Annotated in this window: 19 protein-coding genes and 1 other annotated feature; all 19 genes read left to right on the top strand. The window is 44.5% G+C overall.

From position 1 onward, the window contains the following. Nucleotides 1-147 precede the first annotated feature (147 nt). The gene (locus Q5873_RS04875) at nucleotides 148-2,217 is read left to right on the top strand and encodes a polyribonucleotide nucleotidyltransferase (protein ID WP_303059572.1); all 2,070 of its coding nucleotides are present in this window, start codon (nucleotides 148-150) and stop codon (nucleotides 2,215-2,217) included. 144 nt (nucleotides 2,218-2,361) lie between these two features. Further along, nucleotides 2,362-2,808, top strand: a complete 447-nt coding sequence (locus Q5873_RS04880) for a dCTP deaminase/dUTPase family protein (RefSeq protein WP_303059573.1) — start codon at nucleotides 2,362-2,364, stop codon at nucleotides 2,806-2,808. Nucleotides 2,809-2,954: 146 nt separating this feature from the next. Next, nucleotides 2,955-3,443, top strand: coding sequence for a ferritin (locus Q5873_RS04885; protein ID WP_288189856.1), 489 nt, complete (start codon nucleotides 2,955-2,957; stop codon nucleotides 3,441-3,443). Nucleotides 3,444-3,725: 282 nt separating this feature from the next. Beyond that, nucleotides 3,726-4,619 carry a formate/nitrite transporter family protein gene (locus Q5873_RS04890; protein ID WP_303059576.1) on the top strand — a complete coding sequence of 298 codons (894 nt, stop codon included), beginning with the start codon at nucleotides 3,726-3,728 and terminating at the stop codon, nucleotides 4,617-4,619. A 216-nt stretch (nucleotides 4,620-4,835) separates the two neighbouring features. Next, nucleotides 4,836-5,303 carry a CtsR family transcriptional regulator gene (locus tag Q5873_RS04895; protein WP_276788476.1) on the top strand — a complete coding sequence of 156 codons (468 nt, stop codon included), beginning with the start codon at nucleotides 4,836-4,838 and terminating at the stop codon, nucleotides 5,301-5,303. Between the two features lie 3 nt (nucleotides 5,304-5,306). Next, nucleotides 5,307-5,843, top strand: coding sequence for a UvrB/UvrC motif-containing protein (locus tag Q5873_RS04900; protein ID WP_276788479.1), 537 nt, complete (start codon nucleotides 5,307-5,309; stop codon nucleotides 5,841-5,843). Nucleotides 5,844-5,855: 12 nt separating this feature from the next. Beyond that, nucleotides 5,856-6,923, top strand: coding sequence for a protein arginine kinase (locus Q5873_RS04905; protein WP_303059580.1), 1,068 nt, complete (start codon nucleotides 5,856-5,858; stop codon nucleotides 6,921-6,923). A gap of 11 nt (nucleotides 6,924-6,934) precedes the next feature. Beyond that, nucleotides 6,935-9,367 carry an ATP-dependent Clp protease ATP-binding subunit gene (locus Q5873_RS04910; RefSeq protein ID WP_303059581.1) on the top strand — a complete coding sequence of 811 codons (2,433 nt, stop codon included), beginning with the start codon at nucleotides 6,935-6,937 and terminating at the stop codon, nucleotides 9,365-9,367. 162 nt (nucleotides 9,368-9,529) lie between these two features. Then, nucleotides 9,530-10,909, top strand: a complete 1,380-nt coding sequence (radA, locus tag Q5873_RS04915) for a DNA repair protein RadA (RefSeq protein ID WP_303059582.1) — start codon at nucleotides 9,530-9,532, stop codon at nucleotides 10,907-10,909. 89 nt (nucleotides 10,910-10,998) lie between these two features. Beyond that, nucleotides 10,999-12,144, top strand: a complete 1,146-nt coding sequence (locus Q5873_RS04920; RefSeq protein ID WP_288300862.1) for a PIN/TRAM domain-containing protein — start codon at nucleotides 10,999-11,001, stop codon at nucleotides 12,142-12,144. Beyond that, nucleotides 12,141-13,316, top strand: a complete 1,176-nt coding sequence (gene ispF, locus Q5873_RS04925; RefSeq protein ID WP_303059585.1) for a 2-C-methyl-D-erythritol 2,4-cyclodiphosphate synthase — start codon at nucleotides 12,141-12,143, stop codon at nucleotides 13,314-13,316. The genes Q5873_RS04920 and ispF overlap by 4 nt, the downstream gene beginning before the upstream one ends. 2 nt (nucleotides 13,317-13,318) lie before the next feature. Continuing rightward, entirely contained in the window at nucleotides 13,319-14,785 is a 1,467-nt protein-coding gene (gltX, locus tag Q5873_RS04930) for a glutamate--tRNA ligase (protein WP_303059587.1), read from the top strand. Between the two features lie 39 nt (nucleotides 14,786-14,824). Continuing rightward, entirely contained in the window at nucleotides 14,825-16,045 is a 1,221-nt protein-coding gene (gene pepT, locus Q5873_RS04935) for a peptidase T (protein ID WP_303059589.1), read from the top strand. Between the two features lie 68 nt (nucleotides 16,046-16,113). After that, nucleotides 16,114-16,321, top strand: a binding site (T-box leader). Between the two features lie 48 nt (nucleotides 16,322-16,369). After that, the gene (cysS, locus tag Q5873_RS04940) at nucleotides 16,370-17,818 is read left to right on the top strand and encodes a cysteine--tRNA ligase (protein ID WP_028255669.1); all 1,449 of its coding nucleotides are present in this window, start codon (nucleotides 16,370-16,372) and stop codon (nucleotides 17,816-17,818) included. Beyond that, nucleotides 17,808-18,275: a Mini-ribonuclease 3 gene (locus tag Q5873_RS04945; protein ID WP_276627334.1), complete on the top strand. Its 468-nt coding sequence runs from the start codon at nucleotides 17,808-17,810 to the stop codon at nucleotides 18,273-18,275. Before cysS ends, Q5873_RS04945 begins: the two co-directional genes overlap by 11 nt. Before the next feature lie 38 nt (nucleotides 18,276-18,313). After that, nucleotides 18,314-19,039: a 23S rRNA (guanosine(2251)-2'-O)-methyltransferase RlmB gene (gene rlmB, locus Q5873_RS04950; protein WP_303059592.1), complete on the top strand. Its 726-nt coding sequence runs from the start codon at nucleotides 18,314-18,316 to the stop codon at nucleotides 19,037-19,039. Nucleotides 19,040-19,043: 4 nt separating this feature from the next. Beyond that, entirely contained in the window at nucleotides 19,044-19,601 is a 558-nt protein-coding gene (locus Q5873_RS04955; RefSeq protein ID WP_028255672.1) for a YacP-like NYN domain-containing protein, read from the top strand. A 97-nt stretch (nucleotides 19,602-19,698) separates the two neighbouring features. After that, on the top strand, nucleotides 19,699-20,379 hold the full coding sequence (gene sigH / locus Q5873_RS04960) for an RNA polymerase sporulation sigma factor SigH (protein WP_028255673.1): 681 nt from the start codon (nucleotides 19,699-19,701) through the stop codon (nucleotides 20,377-20,379). A 5-nt stretch (nucleotides 20,380-20,384) separates the two neighbouring features. After that, a complete protein-coding gene (secG, locus tag Q5873_RS04965) occupies nucleotides 20,385-20,621 on the top strand; it encodes a preprotein translocase subunit SecG (RefSeq protein WP_028255674.1) in 237 nt (78 codons plus the stop codon). Nucleotides 20,622-20,652 lie beyond the last annotated feature (31 nt).

Raw genomic sequence — 20,652 nt, forward strand, 5'->3', positions numbered from 1 at the left:
ATGGCCACTCCTATTTTTGTAGATAAATAAATTGCCTTTTTCGGCTATTTCCTTTAGAATAGTAGGGAAATCTAAAAATGTTTATAGTTATAAGAAAGCGACACAGGTCTTTACGATTTGTTGGATGTCGCCAGAGGAGGAATCGGAATGGAACAATTCCAAATGGAATTAGCCGGTCGTACCCTAACGATTGAAACGGGGGAGTTGGCTAAGCAAGCAAGCGGTGCCGCATTGGTTCGCTATGGTGATGCGGTGGTATTAGTGACGGCTACAGGATCTAAAGAAGCCAAGGATATTGACTTTTTCCCGTTGACTGTTGACTACGAAGAAAAAATGTATGCCGTTGGCCGTATTCCGGGAGGCTTTGTAAAACGTGAAGGACGTCCGCCGGAAACAGCTATTTTACACAGTCGTTTGATTGACCGTCCGATTCGTCCTCTTTTTGATAAAGGATGCCGCAACGAGGTACATGTAGTGGCAACGGTATTATCTGTTGATCAGGACAACGCACCGGAAATTTGCGGTATGATTGGTGCTTCGGCAGCATTGGCTATTTCCGATATCCCGTGGGCAGGTCCGATTGCGGGTGTACGCATGGGGCGTGTAAACGGTGAGTTTGTTGTTAACCCAACGGTAGCACAATTGGAAGAAAGTGATCTCAATGTTGTTGTAGCCGGTACAAAGGATGCTATTCTGATGGTTGAAGGCGGTGCTCAGGAGGTACCGGAAGAAGTACTGCTGGAAGTTATCATGACTGCACACGAAGAAATCAAGCGTATCGTAGCATTCCAAGAAGACATGGTAGCTAAGGTAGGCAAGGAAAAGCGCGTGTTCCCTGTTCATGAAATTGATGAAGAAGTGTCAAAGGCTGTACATGAATATGCACATGATGCTTTGGATAAAGCGGTTCGCTGTGCAGATAAGCAGCAGCGTGACGCACAGCAGGAAGCTGTGTTCGCTGAGGTGTTGGCTCATTTCGAAGAAATTTATCCGGAACAGATGCAAGATGTGTCCATGACATTAGAAAAAATGGTGAAGGAAATTGTTCGCCATATGATTACCGTGGAAAAAATTCGTCCGGATGGTCGTAAGTTGGATGAAGTGCGTCCGATTTCTGTGCGTGTTGGCGTATTACCGCGCACGCATGGTTCCGGATTGTTTACGCGTGGGCAAACACAGGTATTGAATATCTGTACGTTAGCACCATTGTCTGAAAAACAGACAATAGATGGTATTGGTATAGAAACGGAAAAACGTTATATTCATCACTATAACTTCCCGTCATATTCGGTAGGCGAAACAAAATCATCTCGCGGACCGGGACGTCGTGAAATTGGTCATGGTGCTTTGGCAGAACGTGCGTTGGTGCCTGTTATTCCGTCGGAAGAAGAATTCCCGTATGCCCTCCGCTTGGTATCTGAAGTGTTGGAATCTAATGGATCCAGCTCTATGGCCAGTGTATGCGGCAGTACCTTATCCTTGATGGATGCAGGCGTACCGATTAAAGCCCCGGTAGCAGGGGTCGCTATGGGACTTGTAACCCAAGGTGAACATTACACCATTTTGACGGATATTCAGGGCATGGAAGACGCACTGGGCGATATGGACTTTAAAGTAGCCGGTACGACAAAAGGTGTTACGGCAATTCAGATGGATATCAAGATTTCCGGTTTGTCCCGTGAAATACTCAGTGAAGCATTACAGCAGGCTCACAAAGGACGTATGCATATTATGGGCAAGATGATGGAAGTCATTGATGCTCCTCGTGGTGAAATGTCTCAGTGGGCACCGCGTATTATCACGATTCATATCGATCCGGATAAGATTCGCGATGTAATCGGTCAAGGTGGTAAAGTAATTCGCGGAATCATTGAAGAAACTGGCACGAAGATTGATATCGAAGATGATGGTACTGTATACATTGCTTCCGTGGAAGCGGCCGGTGCTAACCGTGCTATCGAAATTATTACCAGCCTGACAAAGGAACCCGAAGTAGGCGAAGTGTACATGGGTAAAGTAACGCGTCTGATGAACTTTGGTGCTTTCGTAGAAATTTTACCGGGTAAAGAAGGATTGGTACATATTTCTAAGCTCGCTAAAGAACGTGTGGAAAAAGTGGAAGATGTAGTTAATGTAGGCGATGAAATTATGGTTAAGGTTATTGAAATCGACAAACAGGGTCGCATTAACTTGTCTCGCAAAGACTGCTTAAAATAAAAATCATGACAACCCGCTGTGGTTATATTGTGCGGAGTATATGGCGGTTGCCTTCACAGTGTTGATGGCAGCCGCATTGCTTGACAGTATATAACTAGTTAGGGTGGCGTAGTTATGAAATGAACCGATAAGGGAGTTATTTAGATGGATATACGTGGATTTGAGGTTGTGTCCGCTTATGAAGATGCAGGTATTAATTTGCCGCAACGCAAGACAGCGGAAAGTGCCGGCTATGATATTGAATGTGCAGAAGCGGTAGAGATTCAACCGGGTGAAATGAAGTTAATCCCAACGGGGTTAAAAGCGTTTATGAATTATGATGAATATTTAGCCATTCATATTCGTTCCAGTATGGCGATTAAACGCGGATTGATGTTAGTGAATAGCACAGGAATTATCGACAGCGACTATTATAATAATGAAGATAATGAAGGACATATTCTAATTGCTATTCGTAATATGGGACATGAAACCGTAACCTTAGCTAAGGGAGAACGTGTAGCGCAGGGAATATTCTCTAAATATTTAGTAGCCACAGATGATCAAGCGACGGGCATCCGGACAGGTGGGATAGGTAGTACGGGCAAGTAATATCTCGATTATTAAAGCCATGTCGGAGAAAGAAATTTGTTCTGACTCGGTAAATAATATATAGAAGGTTTTCGCTTTCTGTGATATAATCATCATAGAGTGTAGATGAAAAATTTTCGATATATTATCGATAGGAGGTTTTCTTGATGAATCAGAAAATTGCAAAAGCATTAAATGAACAAGTTATTTTTGAATTTAATTCCGCATACCTATATTTAGCGATGTCTTTAGCTATGGCCGATGCTCGTTTTAAAGGCTTTGCTGCATGGTTGCGATTCCAGTATCAGGAAGAGATGGATCATGCATTTAAGTTTGTGGACTATCTCGACAGCCGCAACGAGAGTGTAACCTTAGGTGATATCAAAGCGCATGCTGTTGATTTTACGGATCCTTTAAAGGTAGCCGAAGCAGTATACGCGCATGAACAGGTGATTACCGGTAAAATTAATGATCTCTATGCATTGGCTGTAGAAGAAAAAGATTATGCTACGGTAAATTTCCTCAACTGGTTTGTAACGGAACAGGTAGAGGAAGAAGCCAATGCACGTGATTTGGTAGATGAATTTACATTTGCCGGCGATAGTCGCGCAAGCCAGTTGTTTGTGGATGCTCGTTTAGGCGGTCGTACTAAATAATTCTTTGACTACTAATTACATAGGTTTGAAAGAGTTGTTACAGTTATTGCTGTGACAACTCTTTTTCTTTTTGAAATATTTCGTTTATAAGGGTCCCGATAAATAATATATAAACATTTCTAATTTTTATATTAATTTAACTGGACAAATATATTTTATTGGCGTATTATAATATGTATATAAATAATTATTATTATGTGTTTGAGTAATCAATGGATAGGGGGACAAAATATGATAATGGATACTCAAGCAAAAAGTACATGTCAGGATAGGAGGTAAAAAATGGGGACTATGATGTTATCACCGAAGGAGACAGTTGAAGCAGTAATTGATATCGGAGTAAAGAAAGGAAGGCATACCTTACATTACAGCCTAAGCATGGGGGTGTTGGCCGGTGCTATGATTGCTTTAGCTGCTGTGGGATCTAATGTAGGCACATTTAACTTATTGGGAGATGCCTCTTTGTTGGGCGTGGGAAAAGCATTACAAGGAGTGATGTTCGCCGGAGGGCTGGCCATGGTTGTAACAACAGGTACGGAATTATTTACGGGAAATGTACTCTTAACATTGGCTTGTTTAGAAAGAAGACTATCTTTTCGCCAATTGATTTCCAATTGGTGGAAGGTGTGGTTAGCCAATTTTATCGGTGCTTTACTTGTTGTTGTTGCCGTATATGGAAGCGGTCAATTTCATTTTGGTCAAAGTATGTTAGGTGCTATGACGGTAAAAGTAGCTCTAGGAAAAATAAATCTATCCTTTGTAGAAGCCTTCATACTGGGAGTGCTCTGTAATTGGCTGGTATGTTTGGCCGTATGGATTAGTTTTTCCGCAAAGAGTATAACGGGAAAAGTAGTAGGTATATTCTTTCCTATTTGGCTTTTTGTTGTCAGTGGGTATGAGCACTGCATTGCCAATATGTATTATGTGCCGGCAGGGATCATGGCATCACAGGATAGCAGTGTTATGCAAGCACTAGTTTCTATGGGAATCAGTGAGCAGGCTGTATCTTCATTAACATGGAAAGCATTTATTGTTAATAATTTACTTCCCGTAACATTGGGAAATATTTTAGGCGGCGCTGTGATGGTAGCCGGAATTTTTTGGTATGCGCATTGTTGCTCACGCGTACCGTTACGATTAACGGCTAAATCACATAATATATCAATTCAGCGATAACTTCGATATGACTGCAAAGAAGAGAAACACTTCTTTGCAGTTTTTTATAAAAAAGTTTAACTTTTTGACTTTTTGCCCTTGACAAAAGTCAAAAAGTCTAATATTATATAGCCAAGGTCAAAAGAACAAAAGAACAAAAGACCAAAAAGTAAAAAGAAGTGATGTATATGAGTCATCGATCAAGATGTCATCAGAGAATATAATGAGGTGATGATTATGGGAATCTTGGCAGATAGGATTGAACAATTCATTTTGGAGAAACTCTTGGAAGATCAAGAACAAGCGATTGTGTTGCGCCGTAATGAATTGGCCGATGAACTTGAATGCGCCCCATCACAAATCAGTTATGTATTGAGTACTCGTTTTTCTACTGATAGAGGTTTTACCGTAGAGTCCCGTCGAGGATTAGGCGGCTTTATCAGTATAACCCGTATTCCGGTTTCAGAAAATGTTGCCTCTCAGCAGGTGAAGAAAGAAGCCGTTCAAGATAAAAAGCCACTTACACTTGGTGCAGTAGATAATGCCTTATTTGATTTGATAAAGCATAAACTACTGACCAAGCGAGAGGCTGCGTTTCTTCACGAGGCGTTTGCGATTTTGATGGAAGAGTCCAATCAAGAGCAGCGGACAAAGCAGGTTCGTCGTTTATACGATGCGGTACTAAAATTAACGAGGGAGGCATAAGCTATGCTTTGTGATGAATGTAAGAAAAAAGAAGCTACTGTCCATATGACAAGCGTAATTAATAATAAGAAGACCGAAAGTCACTTATGTGCGGACTGTGCGGCTAAGCACGGCGGATCCGGTAGTCCCTTTGGTACTTTCGGATTTGGCGGAAGCATTTTTGATAATGATTTCTTCACTAACGATTTCTTTACCAATGCGGTATATCCTGATGGAATGTTGGGACGACGAGGCCAAACGTGCAGCGGTTGCGGTATGACTTTCGCCGATTTTAATCGCACAGGAAAGTTTGGATGTGACCGGTGTTATGAAACGTTTGCCGGAGAAATTGATCCGTTGGTAAAACGTTTACAAGGGTCATTGGACTATGAAGGTCGTGTACCGGGACGAGGTACGGGGGTATTTAAGACAAAACATCAGATTAAACGATTGCGTCAAGAATTGACAAAAGCAATTCAGGCAGAACATTTTGAAGAAGCAGCTAAGCTGCGCGATGAAATTAAAGTCTTGGAAGATTCATTGCAGCAAGGCGAAGCGTAAGGAGGGATTACGATGTTAGATCGAATTTTGGATGAGCCTCTCAGTAATTGGCTGAAACGGCCGGAACAAAGTGATACGAAAGAACACATCGTTATTTCCAGTCGTATTCGTTTGGCTCGTAACTTTAAAGATATAGTATTTACCAATCGTCAAGATAAAGAAGCACTGGCGAAGGTCGACACTATGATGCGAGGTATCTTGGGAGTATTAAAGAAGGCTGACGGTCATGAATATTCCAATATCAGCCTTGATAAGCTGTCGGATGCGGAACGGGAAATCCTAGTGGAAAAGCATTTGATTAGTCCGGCTATGGCACAGAAAGCACCATACAGAGCGTTGGTTGTATCCGATGATGCATCTGTAGCCGTTATGGTGAATGAAGAAGATCACATTCGTATACAAGCAATGGCACCGGGGCTTGACTTAAGCAGTGCTTATGCTCATGCGGTGCAGGTAGATGATGCAATTGAAAGTAAATACGATTACGCATTTAATGAACATTTCGGCTACTTAACAGCATGTCCTACCAATGTGGGGACGGGCATGAGAGCTTCGGTTATGATGCATCTGCCGGCACTGGTAATGACAGGACGTATTAACCGCGTAGTACGCAGCATTTTACAGTTAGGCTATTCTGTACGCGGACTATACGGTGAAGGTTCGGACGCATTGGGACATATTTATCAAGTATCCAATCAGTTAACAATGGGCATCAGCGAAGAGGATACCATTGCGCAGCTTGAAAAGGTTATTAACGGTTTGGTTGCTGAAGAACGTAAGGCGCGTCAGGCACTGCATGACGGTGACTGGGAAGCCTTTGAAGATAGAGTATGGCGTGCATATGGCACTTTGGAATATGCACGTCGCCTGTCCGGCGAAGAAGCATTGTCGCTGTTAAGCGATGTACAACTGGGCATGGACATGGAAATATTGCCGAAAAAAGGCGATACATTCTTTAACGAATTAATTGTGATAACAAGACCGAATTTCTTGGCGAAGTATACCGGTAAAGATGCGATGACAGCATCTGAACGAGATAGTTATCGCGCTAAAGTGATTCGTTCTTATATAGAAAAATGAGGTGATGGGATATGATGCAACGATTTACAGACGGAGCACAACGAGCATTAGCAATTGCTCAGGAAAAAGCAAAGGAGTTCGGCCATGATTATGTGGGTACAGAACACTTATTGCTTGGTTTATTAGAAGAAAAAAACAGCGTTGCCGCTAAGGCATTGCATAAATTAGGTTTACAGGATAAAGAGGCAGAAAAGGCTGTTCTTGATGCAGTCGGTCGCGGTTCTAATCATGGTGGTACATTATACATGACACCGCGTACGAAACGAGTTCTTGAATTGGCTGTGGATAGTGCTAACCGCATGCAACACAGCTATGTGGGTAGCGAACATATTTTGCTAGGCATTCTCAGTGATGGCGGCGGCGTGGCAGTAGCCGTTTTACAGGCATTCGGTATTCGTGCCGAAGATATTGTAAAGGAAATTCAGGCTATGGTAGGTCGTGAAGGTGGCAGTAGCTCCGAAAGCGCCGGCGCTAACAGCGATCTCGGCGAAATAGCCGACTATGCCGTTGATTTGAACGAAGCAGCTAAACAAGGAAAGATTGATCCGGTTATCGGTCGTGACAATGAAATTAATCGTGTTATTCAAATTTTGAGTCGTCGTACGAAAAACAATCCGGTACTTATCGGTGAACCGGGTGTAGGTAAAACGGCGATTGCCGAAGGATTGGCACAGCGTATCGTAAGTCAGAATGTGCCGGAAATCTTACGTAACAAACGTATTATTTCGCTAAGCTTGTCTTCTATGGTAGCCGGTGCCAAATATCGTGGTGAATTTGAAGAACGGCTGAAAAAAGTTATTGATGAAGTACAGTCTCATGATGATATGATTGTGTTCATTGACGAATTACATACATTGATTGGGGCCGGTGCTTCTGAAGGTGCTATGGATGCGGCGAATATTTTAAAACCGGCGTTGGCTCGCGGTAGCTTCCAAGTTATCGGTGCAACTACGCTGGATGAATATAAGAAACATATTGAAAAAGATGCAGCTTTGGAACGTCGTTTCCAACCGGTACAGGTAGGTGAACCGAGTGAAGAAGACGCACTGGAAATTTTGAAGGGGTTACGCGATCGGTATGAAGCATTTCATAAAGCAAAAATTACCGATGAAGCATTAAAGGCCGCCGTAGAATTGTCCAGTCGGTACATTTCCGATCGTTTCTTACCGGATAAGGCCATCGACGTTATGGATGAAGCAGCTTCTAAAGTGCGCATGCGCGTATTTACCGCTTCGCCGGATGTTAAGAAATTGGAAGCAGAGTTGGCTGATGTACGCAAAGAAAAAGAAGCAGCTATTACAGCACAAAACTTTGAAGAAGCTGCTAAACTGCGTGACCGTGAAAAAGCATTGACGGAAGATATCGAAGCTAAACAGGAAGCCCGTTCCAAAGAAGATGAAGAAAAATTAGTTGTTACGGAAGAAGATATTGCCGAAGTTGTATCTGATTGGAGCGGTGTTCCGGTAGCACGTATCGCCGAAGAAGAATCGCAGCGACTCCTTCGTTTGGAAGATGAATTGCATGAACGCGTAGTAGGTCAGAATGAAGCCGTAGTAGCCGTAGCTAAGGCAGTACGTCGTGCACGGGCTGGCTTAAAAGATCCGAAACGGCCTATTGGTTCGTTCCTCTTCTTAGGACCGACCGGGGTAGGGAAAACCGAATTGGCTCGTTCCTTGGCAGCTAGTCTGTTCGGTGACGAAAATGCTATGATTCGACTTGATATGTCGGAATACATGGAAAAGCATACTGTGTCTCGCTTGGTTGGGGCACCTCCCGGATATGTTGGTTATGATGAAGGCGGTCAGTTGACGGATGCGGTACGTCGTAAACCATATAGCGTAATTCTTTTTGACGAAGTTGAAAAGGCACATGCAGATTTCTTCAATATTTTGCTCCAGGTATTGGATGATGGCCGTCTGACGGATAACCAAGGTCGTACCGTTGATTTCAGAAATACGGTTATTATCATGACCAGTAACTTAGGTGCTAAATTCCTTAAAACGGATGATGCAGCTGTGATGGGATTCTTAGCCGGTAAGAATAAAGATGGCAAAGAAGCAAACGATAATTTTGAAGAAGCTAAGAAATCGACGATGGAAGCAGTAAAACGTCATTTCAGACCCGAATTCTTAAACCGTATTGACGAAATGATTGTATTCCACCCGTTAACCGGCGATGATTTAAGCAAGATTGTCACCATCCTGTTGCGCTCCGTAACAAAACGTTTACACGAACGCGGATTGGAATTGGAAATCAGCGATGATGCTATGAAGTTATTGGTAAAAGAAGGTTCCGACTTTGCCTTTGGTGCACGCCCGCTGAAACGTGCTATTCAAAGACTTATTGAGGATCCGATTTCTGACTTGATTTTGAAAGGAGAGGCTAAGGAAGGTAGTACCATCAAAGCAGAAGCTAAGGATGGCGAAATTGAATTGACGGTATAACTGCAAGGCACGTCCTCGCCGAAACAGATATCATCAACAAGAGAATTAATATTGCAACTTTAGCTAATACATGATACATTACAGATAGTAATGCAGGGATTAGCGATGGAAATCACGAATACTGTAACAGGTATTCGTGATTTTTTTATATAAGGAGGATGTATGGCGAAGGTAAAGACTACATTTTTTTGTAATAACTGTGGTGCCGAATCACCGCGGTGGTTAGGCAAGTGTCCTCAATGCGGGCAATGGAATACATTGGTTGAAGAGGTAGTACACGATAACAATAAAAAATCAACATCCGCTGCGTATCGACCGGTGGATAGCACCGCGACAAAGCCTTTGGCGTTGGATGATATACAAACGACGGGCGTGGCTCGTCTTGCAACGGGGTACGGCGAAATCGACCGTGTACTCGGCGGCGGTATTGTACCGGGATCCTTAGTACTGCTTGGTGGAGATCCTGGTATAGGCAAATCTACGCTACTCTTACAAGTTTCCGGACATATTGCAGAAAAAAGCGGTGTAGTCTTATATGCATCCGGCGAAGAATCGCAAACACAGTTAAAACTGCGGGCGGAACGACTTCACATTACCGGCAAACGCTTGCAGGTAATGGCGGATACACGCCTTGACGGTGTTTTAGCAGAAGCGGTTCGAAATAAACCGGTACTGCTTATTGTCGATTCCATTCAAACCATGTATACCGAAGATATTGAGTCGGCGCCGGGAAGTGTGGGCCAGGTAAGGGAATGTACGGCGCGATTATTACGATTTGCTAAAGAAACAGGTGTACCGGTAGTTATTATCGGTCACGTCACTAAGGAAGGAAATATTGCAGGGCCGCGTATGCTGGAACATATGGTAGATGTTGTACTTTATTTTGAAGGAGAACGGTCGTATCAATTTCGTATACTCCGGGCCATAAAAAATCGTTTCGGTTCCACCTCGGAGACGGGGTTGTTTGCCATGGAAGAAGAAGGTTTGGGAGAACTACTGAATCCGTCGGCCACATTGTTGGCGGAGCGTACCGAAGAGGAAAGTGGTTCGGCCATTATGGCATACCTGGAAGGTGTTCGCCCTATTCTGGTAGAAGTGCAAAGTCTAGTGGTGACCACAGCATTTGGTATGCCGCGCAGAACATCCATCGGTTATGATTTGAATCGTTTGATTGTGTTATTGGCGGTGTTGGAAAAACGATGTCGGTTAACGTTGGGAAATAAAGATGTTTATGTAAATGTTATCGGCGGACTCAAAGTAAACGAGCCTGCTTGTGATTTGGCAATGGCCGTAGCTATCGTTTCCAATTTAAAAAATCGAGCTGTGCCGGCAGATATGGTTATTCTCGGTGAAGTCGGCCTTACCGGAGCCGTGCGCAGTATTCCTCGTATTGAGCAACGTATACAGGAGGCGGCAAAGCTTGGTTTTAGACGTTTTATCGTTCCGGCCGGTAACAAACAACAGTTAAAAAAGTTGAACGGAGATGTAACGGTACATGGTGTAAGTACAGTCGAAGAAGCATTACAGGCTGTATTTGGGTAATAAAATCATGGAATACCTGAAATTGTTCATGTATAATTTATAATTTTGCTGTACAATATTATGTATATGGAAAGGAGGTGAAACGAAATATGTATAGGATTTTACGATATGTCATAGCCATCTTATTCGGAATCATGGGCTTCATGTTAATGGAGGCGTCCATGCCGATTTTATCGCCTATTATTGATGTGAAGTTTTTAAAAATGGGCTTTTTCGGTGTATCGCTGATGAAGATTTTAGCACTGATACTAGGCACCGGCCTAGGCGGTGTGGTAGGCTACTTGATTTCAGCCTTTGTACTCGACCAGGGGATTCGCATGTCTAAACATGTAGAGCGTGTGTTATCTCATGTGCCGAGTCAAGAATTAATGGCCGGCACAGCCGGATTACTTTTCGGACTCATAATAGCAAATTTAATCGGCTTGGCATTTTACAGAGTTCCTATCATAGGCTCCTATATTCCTATCGTGTTAAGTGCTGTTCTTGGTTACATCGGCATGCAACTGGCCTCGCGAAAGGGTCCGGAATTGTATACTTCTCTATTGCAGTATAAGAGCGCACCGAAGGCGAAGAAAAAAGAAAAAGGAGACACAAAAACTACGGCAATACAGGACGATCGTTTTTCCGGTGTATCGGAAGCGAAACTGCTGGACACATCGGTGATTATCGACGGTCGTATCGCCGAGCTGTGTGCTACCGGATTTTTAGAAGGTCCATTGGTAGTCCCTCTTTTTGTATTGGAAGAGTTGCAGCGTATTTCCGACTCGTCGGATACATTGAAACGTAATCGCGGCCGACGCGGTTTGGATATTCTGCAGGATATGCAGCAACGTGATCTCATTCCTATTATTGTTATTGACGATGATTATGATGATATTGCCGAAGTAGATTCTAAATTGATGCGGCTGGCTTTGGAACGACGTTGGAAGATTGTTACTAATGATTTCAATCTTAATAAGGTAGCGCGCTTACAAGGCATTGCCGTATTGAATTTAAATGATTTGGCCAATGCGTTAAAGCCGGCCATGATTCCGGGCGAATGGATTCGTGTGCAGGTTATCAAGGAAGGAAAAGAAAACGGTCAAGGCGTAGCCTATCTGGATGACGGAACTATGATTGTCATTGAAAACGGCGCCGAATATGTGGATACGTCTATTGATGTTATGGTTACTTCAATTTTACAAACCAGTGCGGGCCGTATGATTTTTACACGCGCTAAAGGGAGTAAGGAATGATTAGTTGTATTTTGTTGGTGGCCGGATGCGGTCGTCGCATGTGTATGAATAAGAATAAAATATTTCTTCGCATCGGAGGACTCTCCTTGGTGCAGTGGAATTTAAAACATCTGCGAGAGGTTACGAATCTGGCAGAGGTAGTTATTGTTACGGCTCCCGGCGAGCGTGCCTCCATTCAAGACGAAGTGGCGGCTATGGGAGAATTTCCCTGGCGCGTTGTGTATTGTGATGGTGGCAAGGAACGGCAAGACTCGGTAGAAAACGGACTGGCTATGGTCGGTGACGATTGCAATGTCGTACTGGTTCACGACGGTGCGCGTCCTATGGCTACGGCCGAACTGTTTGAAGCGGTAGCGGTAAGGGCTGCCGAAGTCGGAGCTGCTTTAGCGGCGGTGCCGGCCGTGGATACCATCAAACAGGTGGATACCGATGCTTCACAAAGTTTGGCTACGTTGCCGCGGGATGAATTATATATTGCGCAAACGCCGCAGGGCTTTCGCAAAGATGTAATGATAGCCTCAAGACGCTATGCGGTTACGCATAAGGTGCGAGGCACAGATGATGTTTCATTGGTAGAAGCCATGGGAGAGCCGGTGGCCATTGTTGCCGGTGATTACAAGAATATCAAGATTACAACGCCGTCGGACAGACAGGCAGCCATGTGTTATTTAGGAGGGAAACAGCCCATGATGCGCGTAGGCTATGGCTACGATATTCACCGATTCAAAGAAGGACGCCCTTGCATTTTAGGTGGTGTTACCATTGAGAGTCCCATAGGGCCGGACGGTCACTCCGATGCAGATGTACTGATTCATGCCTTGATGGATGCTCTGTTGGGAGCTGCGGGATTACGGGATATCGGCTATTATTTCCCGCCGGAAGACATGCAGTATAAAGGGATTTCCAGCATGGAGCTGTTGCGCCGTGTGAATTTATTGTTGAAAGAAGAAGGGTTAAAAGCCTATAATGTAGATGTTATGGTTATTGCTGAGGCACCGAAGTTAAAGCCACATATTGAGCAAATGAAAGAAAACATCGCTCGTGTGCTGGACATGGAGCCCGGCTATATAAGTGTAAAGGCTACTACCAACGAAATGCTTGGTGCCTTGGGCCGAAAAGAAGGTATTGCGGCACAGGCAGTAGTTACACTGTGTGAAAGAGAGGATTTGTGATTATGTCAAAAATGAAAGTTCGTTTCGCTCCGAGCCCGACGGGCCCGTTCCATATCGGTGGCGCACGCTCCGCTTTATTCAACTGGTTGTTGGCTCGCCGCGAAGGAGGTACATTCCTACTTCGCATTGAAGACACCGACTTAGTGCGCTCTACCCGCGAAAGTGAAGAAAATATTAAAGCCGCTTTAAAATGGTTAGGCATGGATTGGGACGAAGGTATTGACGTTGGCGGAGACAACGGTCCGTATCGCCAGACAGAACGACTCGATATTTATAAAGAAGTGACGGATCGTCTCATTGCAGAAGGCAAAGCATATTATTGCTATTGCACGGAAGAAGAATTGGAAGCAGAACGTCAAGCGCAGTTGGCACGTGGGGAAACACCGAAGTACAACGGTCATTGCCGTCATTTGACGGAAGAACAACGCGCTGCTTACGAAGCGGAAGGACGTAAGCCGACGGTACGACTTCGCGTACCTCTTAACGAAACCGTTGCGTTTGATGATATGGTTCGCGGTCATGTATCCTTTGAATCAAACGGTATCGGCGATTTTGTTATTGTTAAGTCCGACGGTATTCCGGTATATAACTATGCCGTTGTCATCGATGACCACACGATGGAAGTAACCCATGTTATTCGCGCGGAAGAACACTTATCTAATACGCCGCGACAGATTGTTATCTACAATGCCTTGGGCTGGGAGGTACCGACGTTCGGTCACATTTCGTTGATCATGGGCAAAGACGGTAAGAAGATGAGTAAACGTCATGGTGCTACATCGGTAGAACAATATAAAAACCTCGGTTACTTGCCGGAAGCAATCAATAACTTCTTGGCTCTTATGGGTTGGGCTCCGGAAGGCGAACAGGAACTCTTTACGACAGAAGAATTGATAAAGAACTTCTCCATGGATCGCGTTGCTAAAAACCCAGCTGTATTCGATATTGATAAGTTGAATTGGATTAACTTCAATTACATGAAGAAACTTACCGATGAAGAATTATATACATTGTGTTTGCCATCGTTACAGGAAGCAGGCTATGCATCGGCGCAGCCTGATGAAGAGGAAAAAGCACGTCTTACCATGTTGTGTGTATGCTTAAAGGATCATATCAGTTACGGTGCGCAAATTAAAGAAGAAGCGGCTATGTTCTTTACCGACAGCATCAGTATTGACGAAGAACACCGTGACGATATCAAGGCTGTGTTGGCGGAAGAATCCTGCCCGACTGTATTAGCTGCTTTCAGCGATAAATTAAAAGCGATGGACGAAGTGACTCCGGAACAGGTAAAAGCAGCCATTAAGGCCATCATGAAGGAAACCAAACTGAAGGGTAAATTCGTGTTTATGCCGATTCGTGTGGCCATCACCGGACAGATGCACGGACCGGACTTAAACTACATCGTGCCGTTACTCGGTCGCGATACCGTAGTGGCACGCTTGGCATCCGTAGATACATTGGCATAACACAGGTAGCGCCGTCAGGCGCATAAGGGAGGCAGTACAATGGAAACTATGTTGGAACGTTTTATTCGTTATACAAAAATTAATACGCGGTCAAATGAAGAAAGCACAACGGTGCCCTCTACCGAATCTCAGGTGGCCTTTGCCAAGATGTTGGCGGAGGATTTAGAACGCATCGGTATGCAAAACGTAATGATCAACCCGCGAAATGGTTTTGTAACGGCGGCATTGCCGGCGAATACGGATAAAAAGGTACCGGCTATAGGCTTTATTGCTCATATGGATACCGCAGATTACAATGCGGAAGGTATTTCTCCGCGCGTTATTGAATCCTATGACGGTAAGGACATCCTGCTAAATGAAAAGGAACAAATTTACAGTCGCGTAAAAGACTTCCCGAATTTAAAAAATTATGTAGGAAAAACACTGATTGTTACCAACGGTACAACCCTATTGGGCGGTGATGACAAGGCAGGCATCGTAGAAATCATGGAAGCCTTGCAATACTTAATGGCTCATCCAGACATCGAACATGGTCTTGTTATGTGTGCCTTCGGACCGGATGAAGAAATTGGCCGCGGGGCCAATTTGTTTGAACCGGATACCTTCCCTGTTGACTTTGCTTATACGGTGGATGGTTCTTGCTTAGGTGAACTGGAATACGAAACATTTAACGCTGCCGGAGCTACGGTTACCTTAAAGGGAATTTCCGTACATCCCGGCTCGGCAAAGAATACCATGATCAACTGCAATAAATTGGCGATGGAATTCGATCGCATGTTACCGCAGTGTGCCGTACCGGAATTAACCGAAGGCCATGAAGGCTTTATTATGTTGCAAAGCACTACTACGTCTATCGACAGCGGCGAAATGAGTTATATCATTCGCGATCACGACAGAGCAGCCTTTGAAGCTAAAAAACAATTATTCCTATTGGCAGGAAAAGTATTGAATGAACGGTACGGTACAGATGTAGTAACGATATCCATGAAAGATAGTTACTATAATATGTACGAAATTATTAAGGATCACATGGAATGCGTGGATGTTGCCAAGCGCGCCATGGAAGAAGCCGGCGTAAAACCGATTATTCAACCGATTCGCGGCGGTACCGACGGTTCGAAAATTTCCTTTATGGGAATACCGACGCCGAATATTTTTACCGGTGTAGAAAACTTGCACGGTCGTCATGAATTTGCTTGTCTTGATGATATGCAAAAAGCGGTTGCCACTATTGTTAATATCTGTGATACGAATAAATAGTTTACTCTGAAATACTTTGACTTTATACGGCGGTCGTGGTATAGTATTGTATATTGAAAATTTACAATGTAACGACTATGATTGAAAGAAGTACTTTTACACTAGCTTTACAGCGAGGACCGACCGGTGGAAGGGTTCAAGTATAGAAAAAAGGAATGCGTTCAGGAGTTGGTGGGTCGAATGATGCAGTAGACTAGCCCGGCGACGCCCGTTATGCGTATTGAGTGAGCGTGTACAGCGCTTAACAGAGTGGAACCGCGGGCCACCGTCTCTGTATGAGATGGTGGCCCTTTATATTTTTACGGAAGTGAGGCATCGGGGACGATGAGAGAAGTTAAAGTATTCAACACAATGACGAGGGAGAAAGAAGTATTTAAGCCTGTAAAAGAGGGGGAGGCTAAAATTTACGTCTGTGGCGTAACTCCCTACAATCACCCCCATATCGGTAATGCGCGCCCGTTTGTAACTTGGGATGTGATTCGCCGTTACTTAACGCATATCGGTTACAAAGTAACCTATGTGCAAAACTTTACGGATGTAGATGATAAAATTATTAACACCTCCAATGGCGAAGGCGTAAGCTGGGATACCATTGCTAATCGTTATATCGATTCGTATTTTGAAGTCATGGATGCCCTCAATGTACGTCATGCCGATATCTATCCGCGCGTGTCGGAACACATTGATGACATCATTGCCATGATTTCTCGTTTGGTGGAAAAAGGATACGCATACGAGTTGGACGGCGATGTGTATTACAGTGTAGAAAAATTCGAGCATTACGGTGAACTGTCCGGTCGTACGTTGGATGATATGGAAGCCGGTGCTCGCGTTGATGTAGACGATCGCAAGCATAACCCGATGGATTTTGCGTTGTGGAAAAGCGCTAAACCGGGGGAACCGTACTGGGAAAGTCCTTGGGGCAACGGTCGTCCGGGATGGCATATTGAATGCTCTGCCATGAGTAATAAATACTTGGGTGAGGAATTTGATTTCCACGGTGGCGGCAGTGACTTGATCTTCCCGCACCATGAAAATGAAATTGCCCAGTCAGAAGGGTGCAACGGTCATCATCCGTCCGTGCGCTACTGGTTGCACAATGGATTTATTACCATTAACCAAGAAAAAATGAGTAAATCCTTGAATAACTTCTTCTTGGTAAAAGATATCTTGGCAGAGTACAGTCCGGATGCATTGCGCTACTTCCTTTTGAGCACGCATTATCGCAGTCCTTTGGATTTCAGCGACGAACGCTTGGAAGAAGCCAATAAATCATTGGAACGCATGACGACGGCTATCGAAAACTTATTGTATTTGGAAGGCTGTGAAGACGGCCCGTGTGATGAAGAAGCAGCAGAATTATTAAAGAAGGCAAAAGCTTACGAAGAAGAATTTGAAGAAGCTATGTCCGATGATTTCAACACCGCATTAGCCGGAGCACCTATGTTCGGCTTGGCAAAAGAAATCAACATTTATTACCAGTCGGTACAGAACCAATCCGGCACGGTATGCCGCGAAACTATTGCGGAAGTAAAACGTATTTTCCGTATGATGACGGATATTCTCGGTATTTTGGAACAAGCATGGGAAGGTCCGAAGGCAGACGGAAAAGAATATGATGCGCTTATGCAGGTGATTCTGCGCGTACGTCAGCATTGCCGCGATAAAAAATTATGGGACGTAGCGGACGCAATTCGTGACGAATTGAATGAATTGGGTATTATTATCGAAGATTCTCCGCAGGGAGCACGGTGGAAGAAACGTGAAATTTAAACAATATCAGTTTTTACGAGACAGAGCTGTTGCTATATTGAAAGAACAAGAAACGCATGAGGGAACGCGCACCGTTGAGGCGGCAGAGGATTCCCTCATGCTTGCCTATATGGGGGATGCGCTGTATTCTCTATATGTACGTGAACGTGTGATTGCTACGGGCATTGCCAAAGTGCAGGTACTTCACACGATAGTGACGGAATTTATCTGTGCCAAATCACAGGCAAAGGCGTTACCGGTATTGGAAACCTTGTTTACGGAAGAAGAACATGAGGTGGCCAGACGGGCACGCAACGGTCATGTGAACGTGCCGAAGAGTGCTACCGTACAGGAATACCGAGCCAGTACGGCATTTGAAGCCGTACTCGGTTATTTATATTATGAAGGGCGCCGGGATCGATTGCAGAGCCTGATGGAAAAAGCATTTTCGGTTACGCTGGAGAATTTACACTTTTAACTATCCGAAGAGTGCTGAACTGATAAGAAAGGACGACCATGGAAGAATATATTGTAGGACGCAATGCTGTTCGCGAGGCATTGCGGTCGGGACGACCCATTCAACGCCTGTTGGTGACTACCGAGAAAGGGCAAGGCTCACTGAAAGAAATTATTGCCTTGGCAAAGGATAAGGGCATTGAAGTACGTCGCGTACCGGAATCACAGCTACAGGCTTGTGCTCACGGCAATGTGCATCAAGGCGTGGCGGCCATGGTTGCCACCGTACATTTTGCTTCGTTGGATGATGTACTGGCACAAGCAAAGGGAACGCCGCTGCTTATTCTGACGGACGGTATAGAGGATCCGCACAATATGGGGGCAATTATTCGCACCGCAGAATGTGTAGGCGCTACGGCTGTTCTCATACCGAAACGTCACAATGCACCGATTAACGCAACGGTGGCGAAGACATCGGCCGGGGCGGTAGAGTTTATTCCTTTAGTGCAAGTGGGCAATGTGGCACAAACCATTAAGGAGTTACAGAAGCAGGGATTTTGGGTAATGGGCGCTCATATGGAAGGCGACAGAACGATGTACGAGGCAGACATGACAGTACCTACTGTGTTGGTGGTGGGGAACGAGGGCAAAGGCCTTAGTCGTTTAACCAAAGAAAGCTGTGATTTCTTAGTGACGATTCCTATGGCAGGACGCCTTAATTCCTTGAACGCTTCGGTAGCAGCGGCATTGCTCATGTATGAGGCACAGCGACAAAGGCAGGCTTGATACTATGAAGGCAGACATATTGCTGGTTGACGGATATAATGTAATTTTTGCATGGCCCGAACTCAAACGATTGAGTAAGCAATCATTATCGCATGCGCGCAGTCGTTTACGACATATACTGCAGAACTATGGTATGTTCAAGGGCTATTACGTTATTTTGGTATTTGACGGTAAGTATGCGGGAATGGCACCGGCGGAGGAGGAAGTGTCGCCGGACTTTTTGGAAGTGTATACGGCGGAAGGCGTGACGGCGGATTCATATATTGAAAAAGCAGTATTTATCCGTAAAAACAGCTTCCGCAATATTTATGTGTGCACATCGGATCACGCGGAACAAAACCAGATTCTCGGTTCCGGGGGCCTTCGTATTTCCGCGCGGGAACTATTGCGGCAAGTAGAACGGGCCAAGTTGGATGAACGACGTCATTACAGACATACGCATACCGGTGACAGCGTTCGGTTGGAACGCAATGAATTCGGTCGTCTTATCGAGGGGACAAAGGCAGCCGAAGGTTGGGAAACAATGCGCCTTAACGGCAAGAAACGAGAGAACAAGGAATAGTAAGTAAATACGAATGAACCCTTGCGTTACGGCAAGGGTTAACGTATAATGGAGGATGTATTGATACATCGTTCTTGTATGTAACGGAGGGCCATAAATGAGCGTGATAAGACAGCATTATGAAGGTTATGACCGCTTTGAGGGCTTGAAGGATGAGGACATTGTCAGATATATACAGGCAACTAAAGATGAAATTGCTATAGATTTTCTTGTAGAGAAGTATAAGAATTTTGTACGAGCTCGAGCACGGACATATTTTATTGTCGGTGCGGACAGAGAAGATTTAATTCAGGAAGGGATGATTGGTCTTTATAAGGCCATGCGTGATTTTAAAGCCGATCGCACCGCATCGTTTAGGGCATTTGCCGAATTGTGTATTGTACGACAAATTATTACAGCAATAAAAACAGCGACGCGGCAAAAGCACATTCCTCTGAATTCATATGTATCTCTCAATACCCCGATTTACACGGATGAGTCGGAACGTAAATTGGAGGATGTCATTTCTGAAGGACAAGTAGCCAGTCCGGAAGAGGAAATGATAAACCACGAGGACTTGGTAGCTATGGAAAATTCCATTGGTATCATCCTCAGTAAATTCGAAGCTCGGGTAATGACGGCCTATTTAGATGGGAAAAGTTATCAGGAAATCGGTGAAGAGGTAGGACGCAGTGTCAAGTCTATCGACAATGCTCTGCAACGGGCCAAACGCAAGTTGGAGCAACATTGGGGAATTCACCATAAAAATAAAGGCGCGGCAGCCGGTAAGGAAGGATGAACGAAGTGAAAAGCTTTTTGATGTTTGCAGAGGTAATCGTTTCTGTATTATTAATTGTGGTAGTGGTGATGCAGTCAAGCAAGAGTGCAGGCATGGGCGGTGCTGTATCGGGCGCGGCTGATTCCGTGTTTGGCGGTAAAGCACGCGGCATTGACGGATTTTTATCCAAATGCACTATCGTGTTGGCGGTTATTTTTGCCGTGTTGAGCCTTGTATTAGGGTTCTTATTAAACCAATATTAATAGGAGGGCCTGCGTATGCAGGTCTTTTTTT

Source organism: Veillonella magna (assembly GCF_959600285.1).
Classification (GTDB): domain Bacteria; phylum Bacillota; class Negativicutes; order Veillonellales; family Veillonellaceae; genus Veillonella_A; species Veillonella_A magna.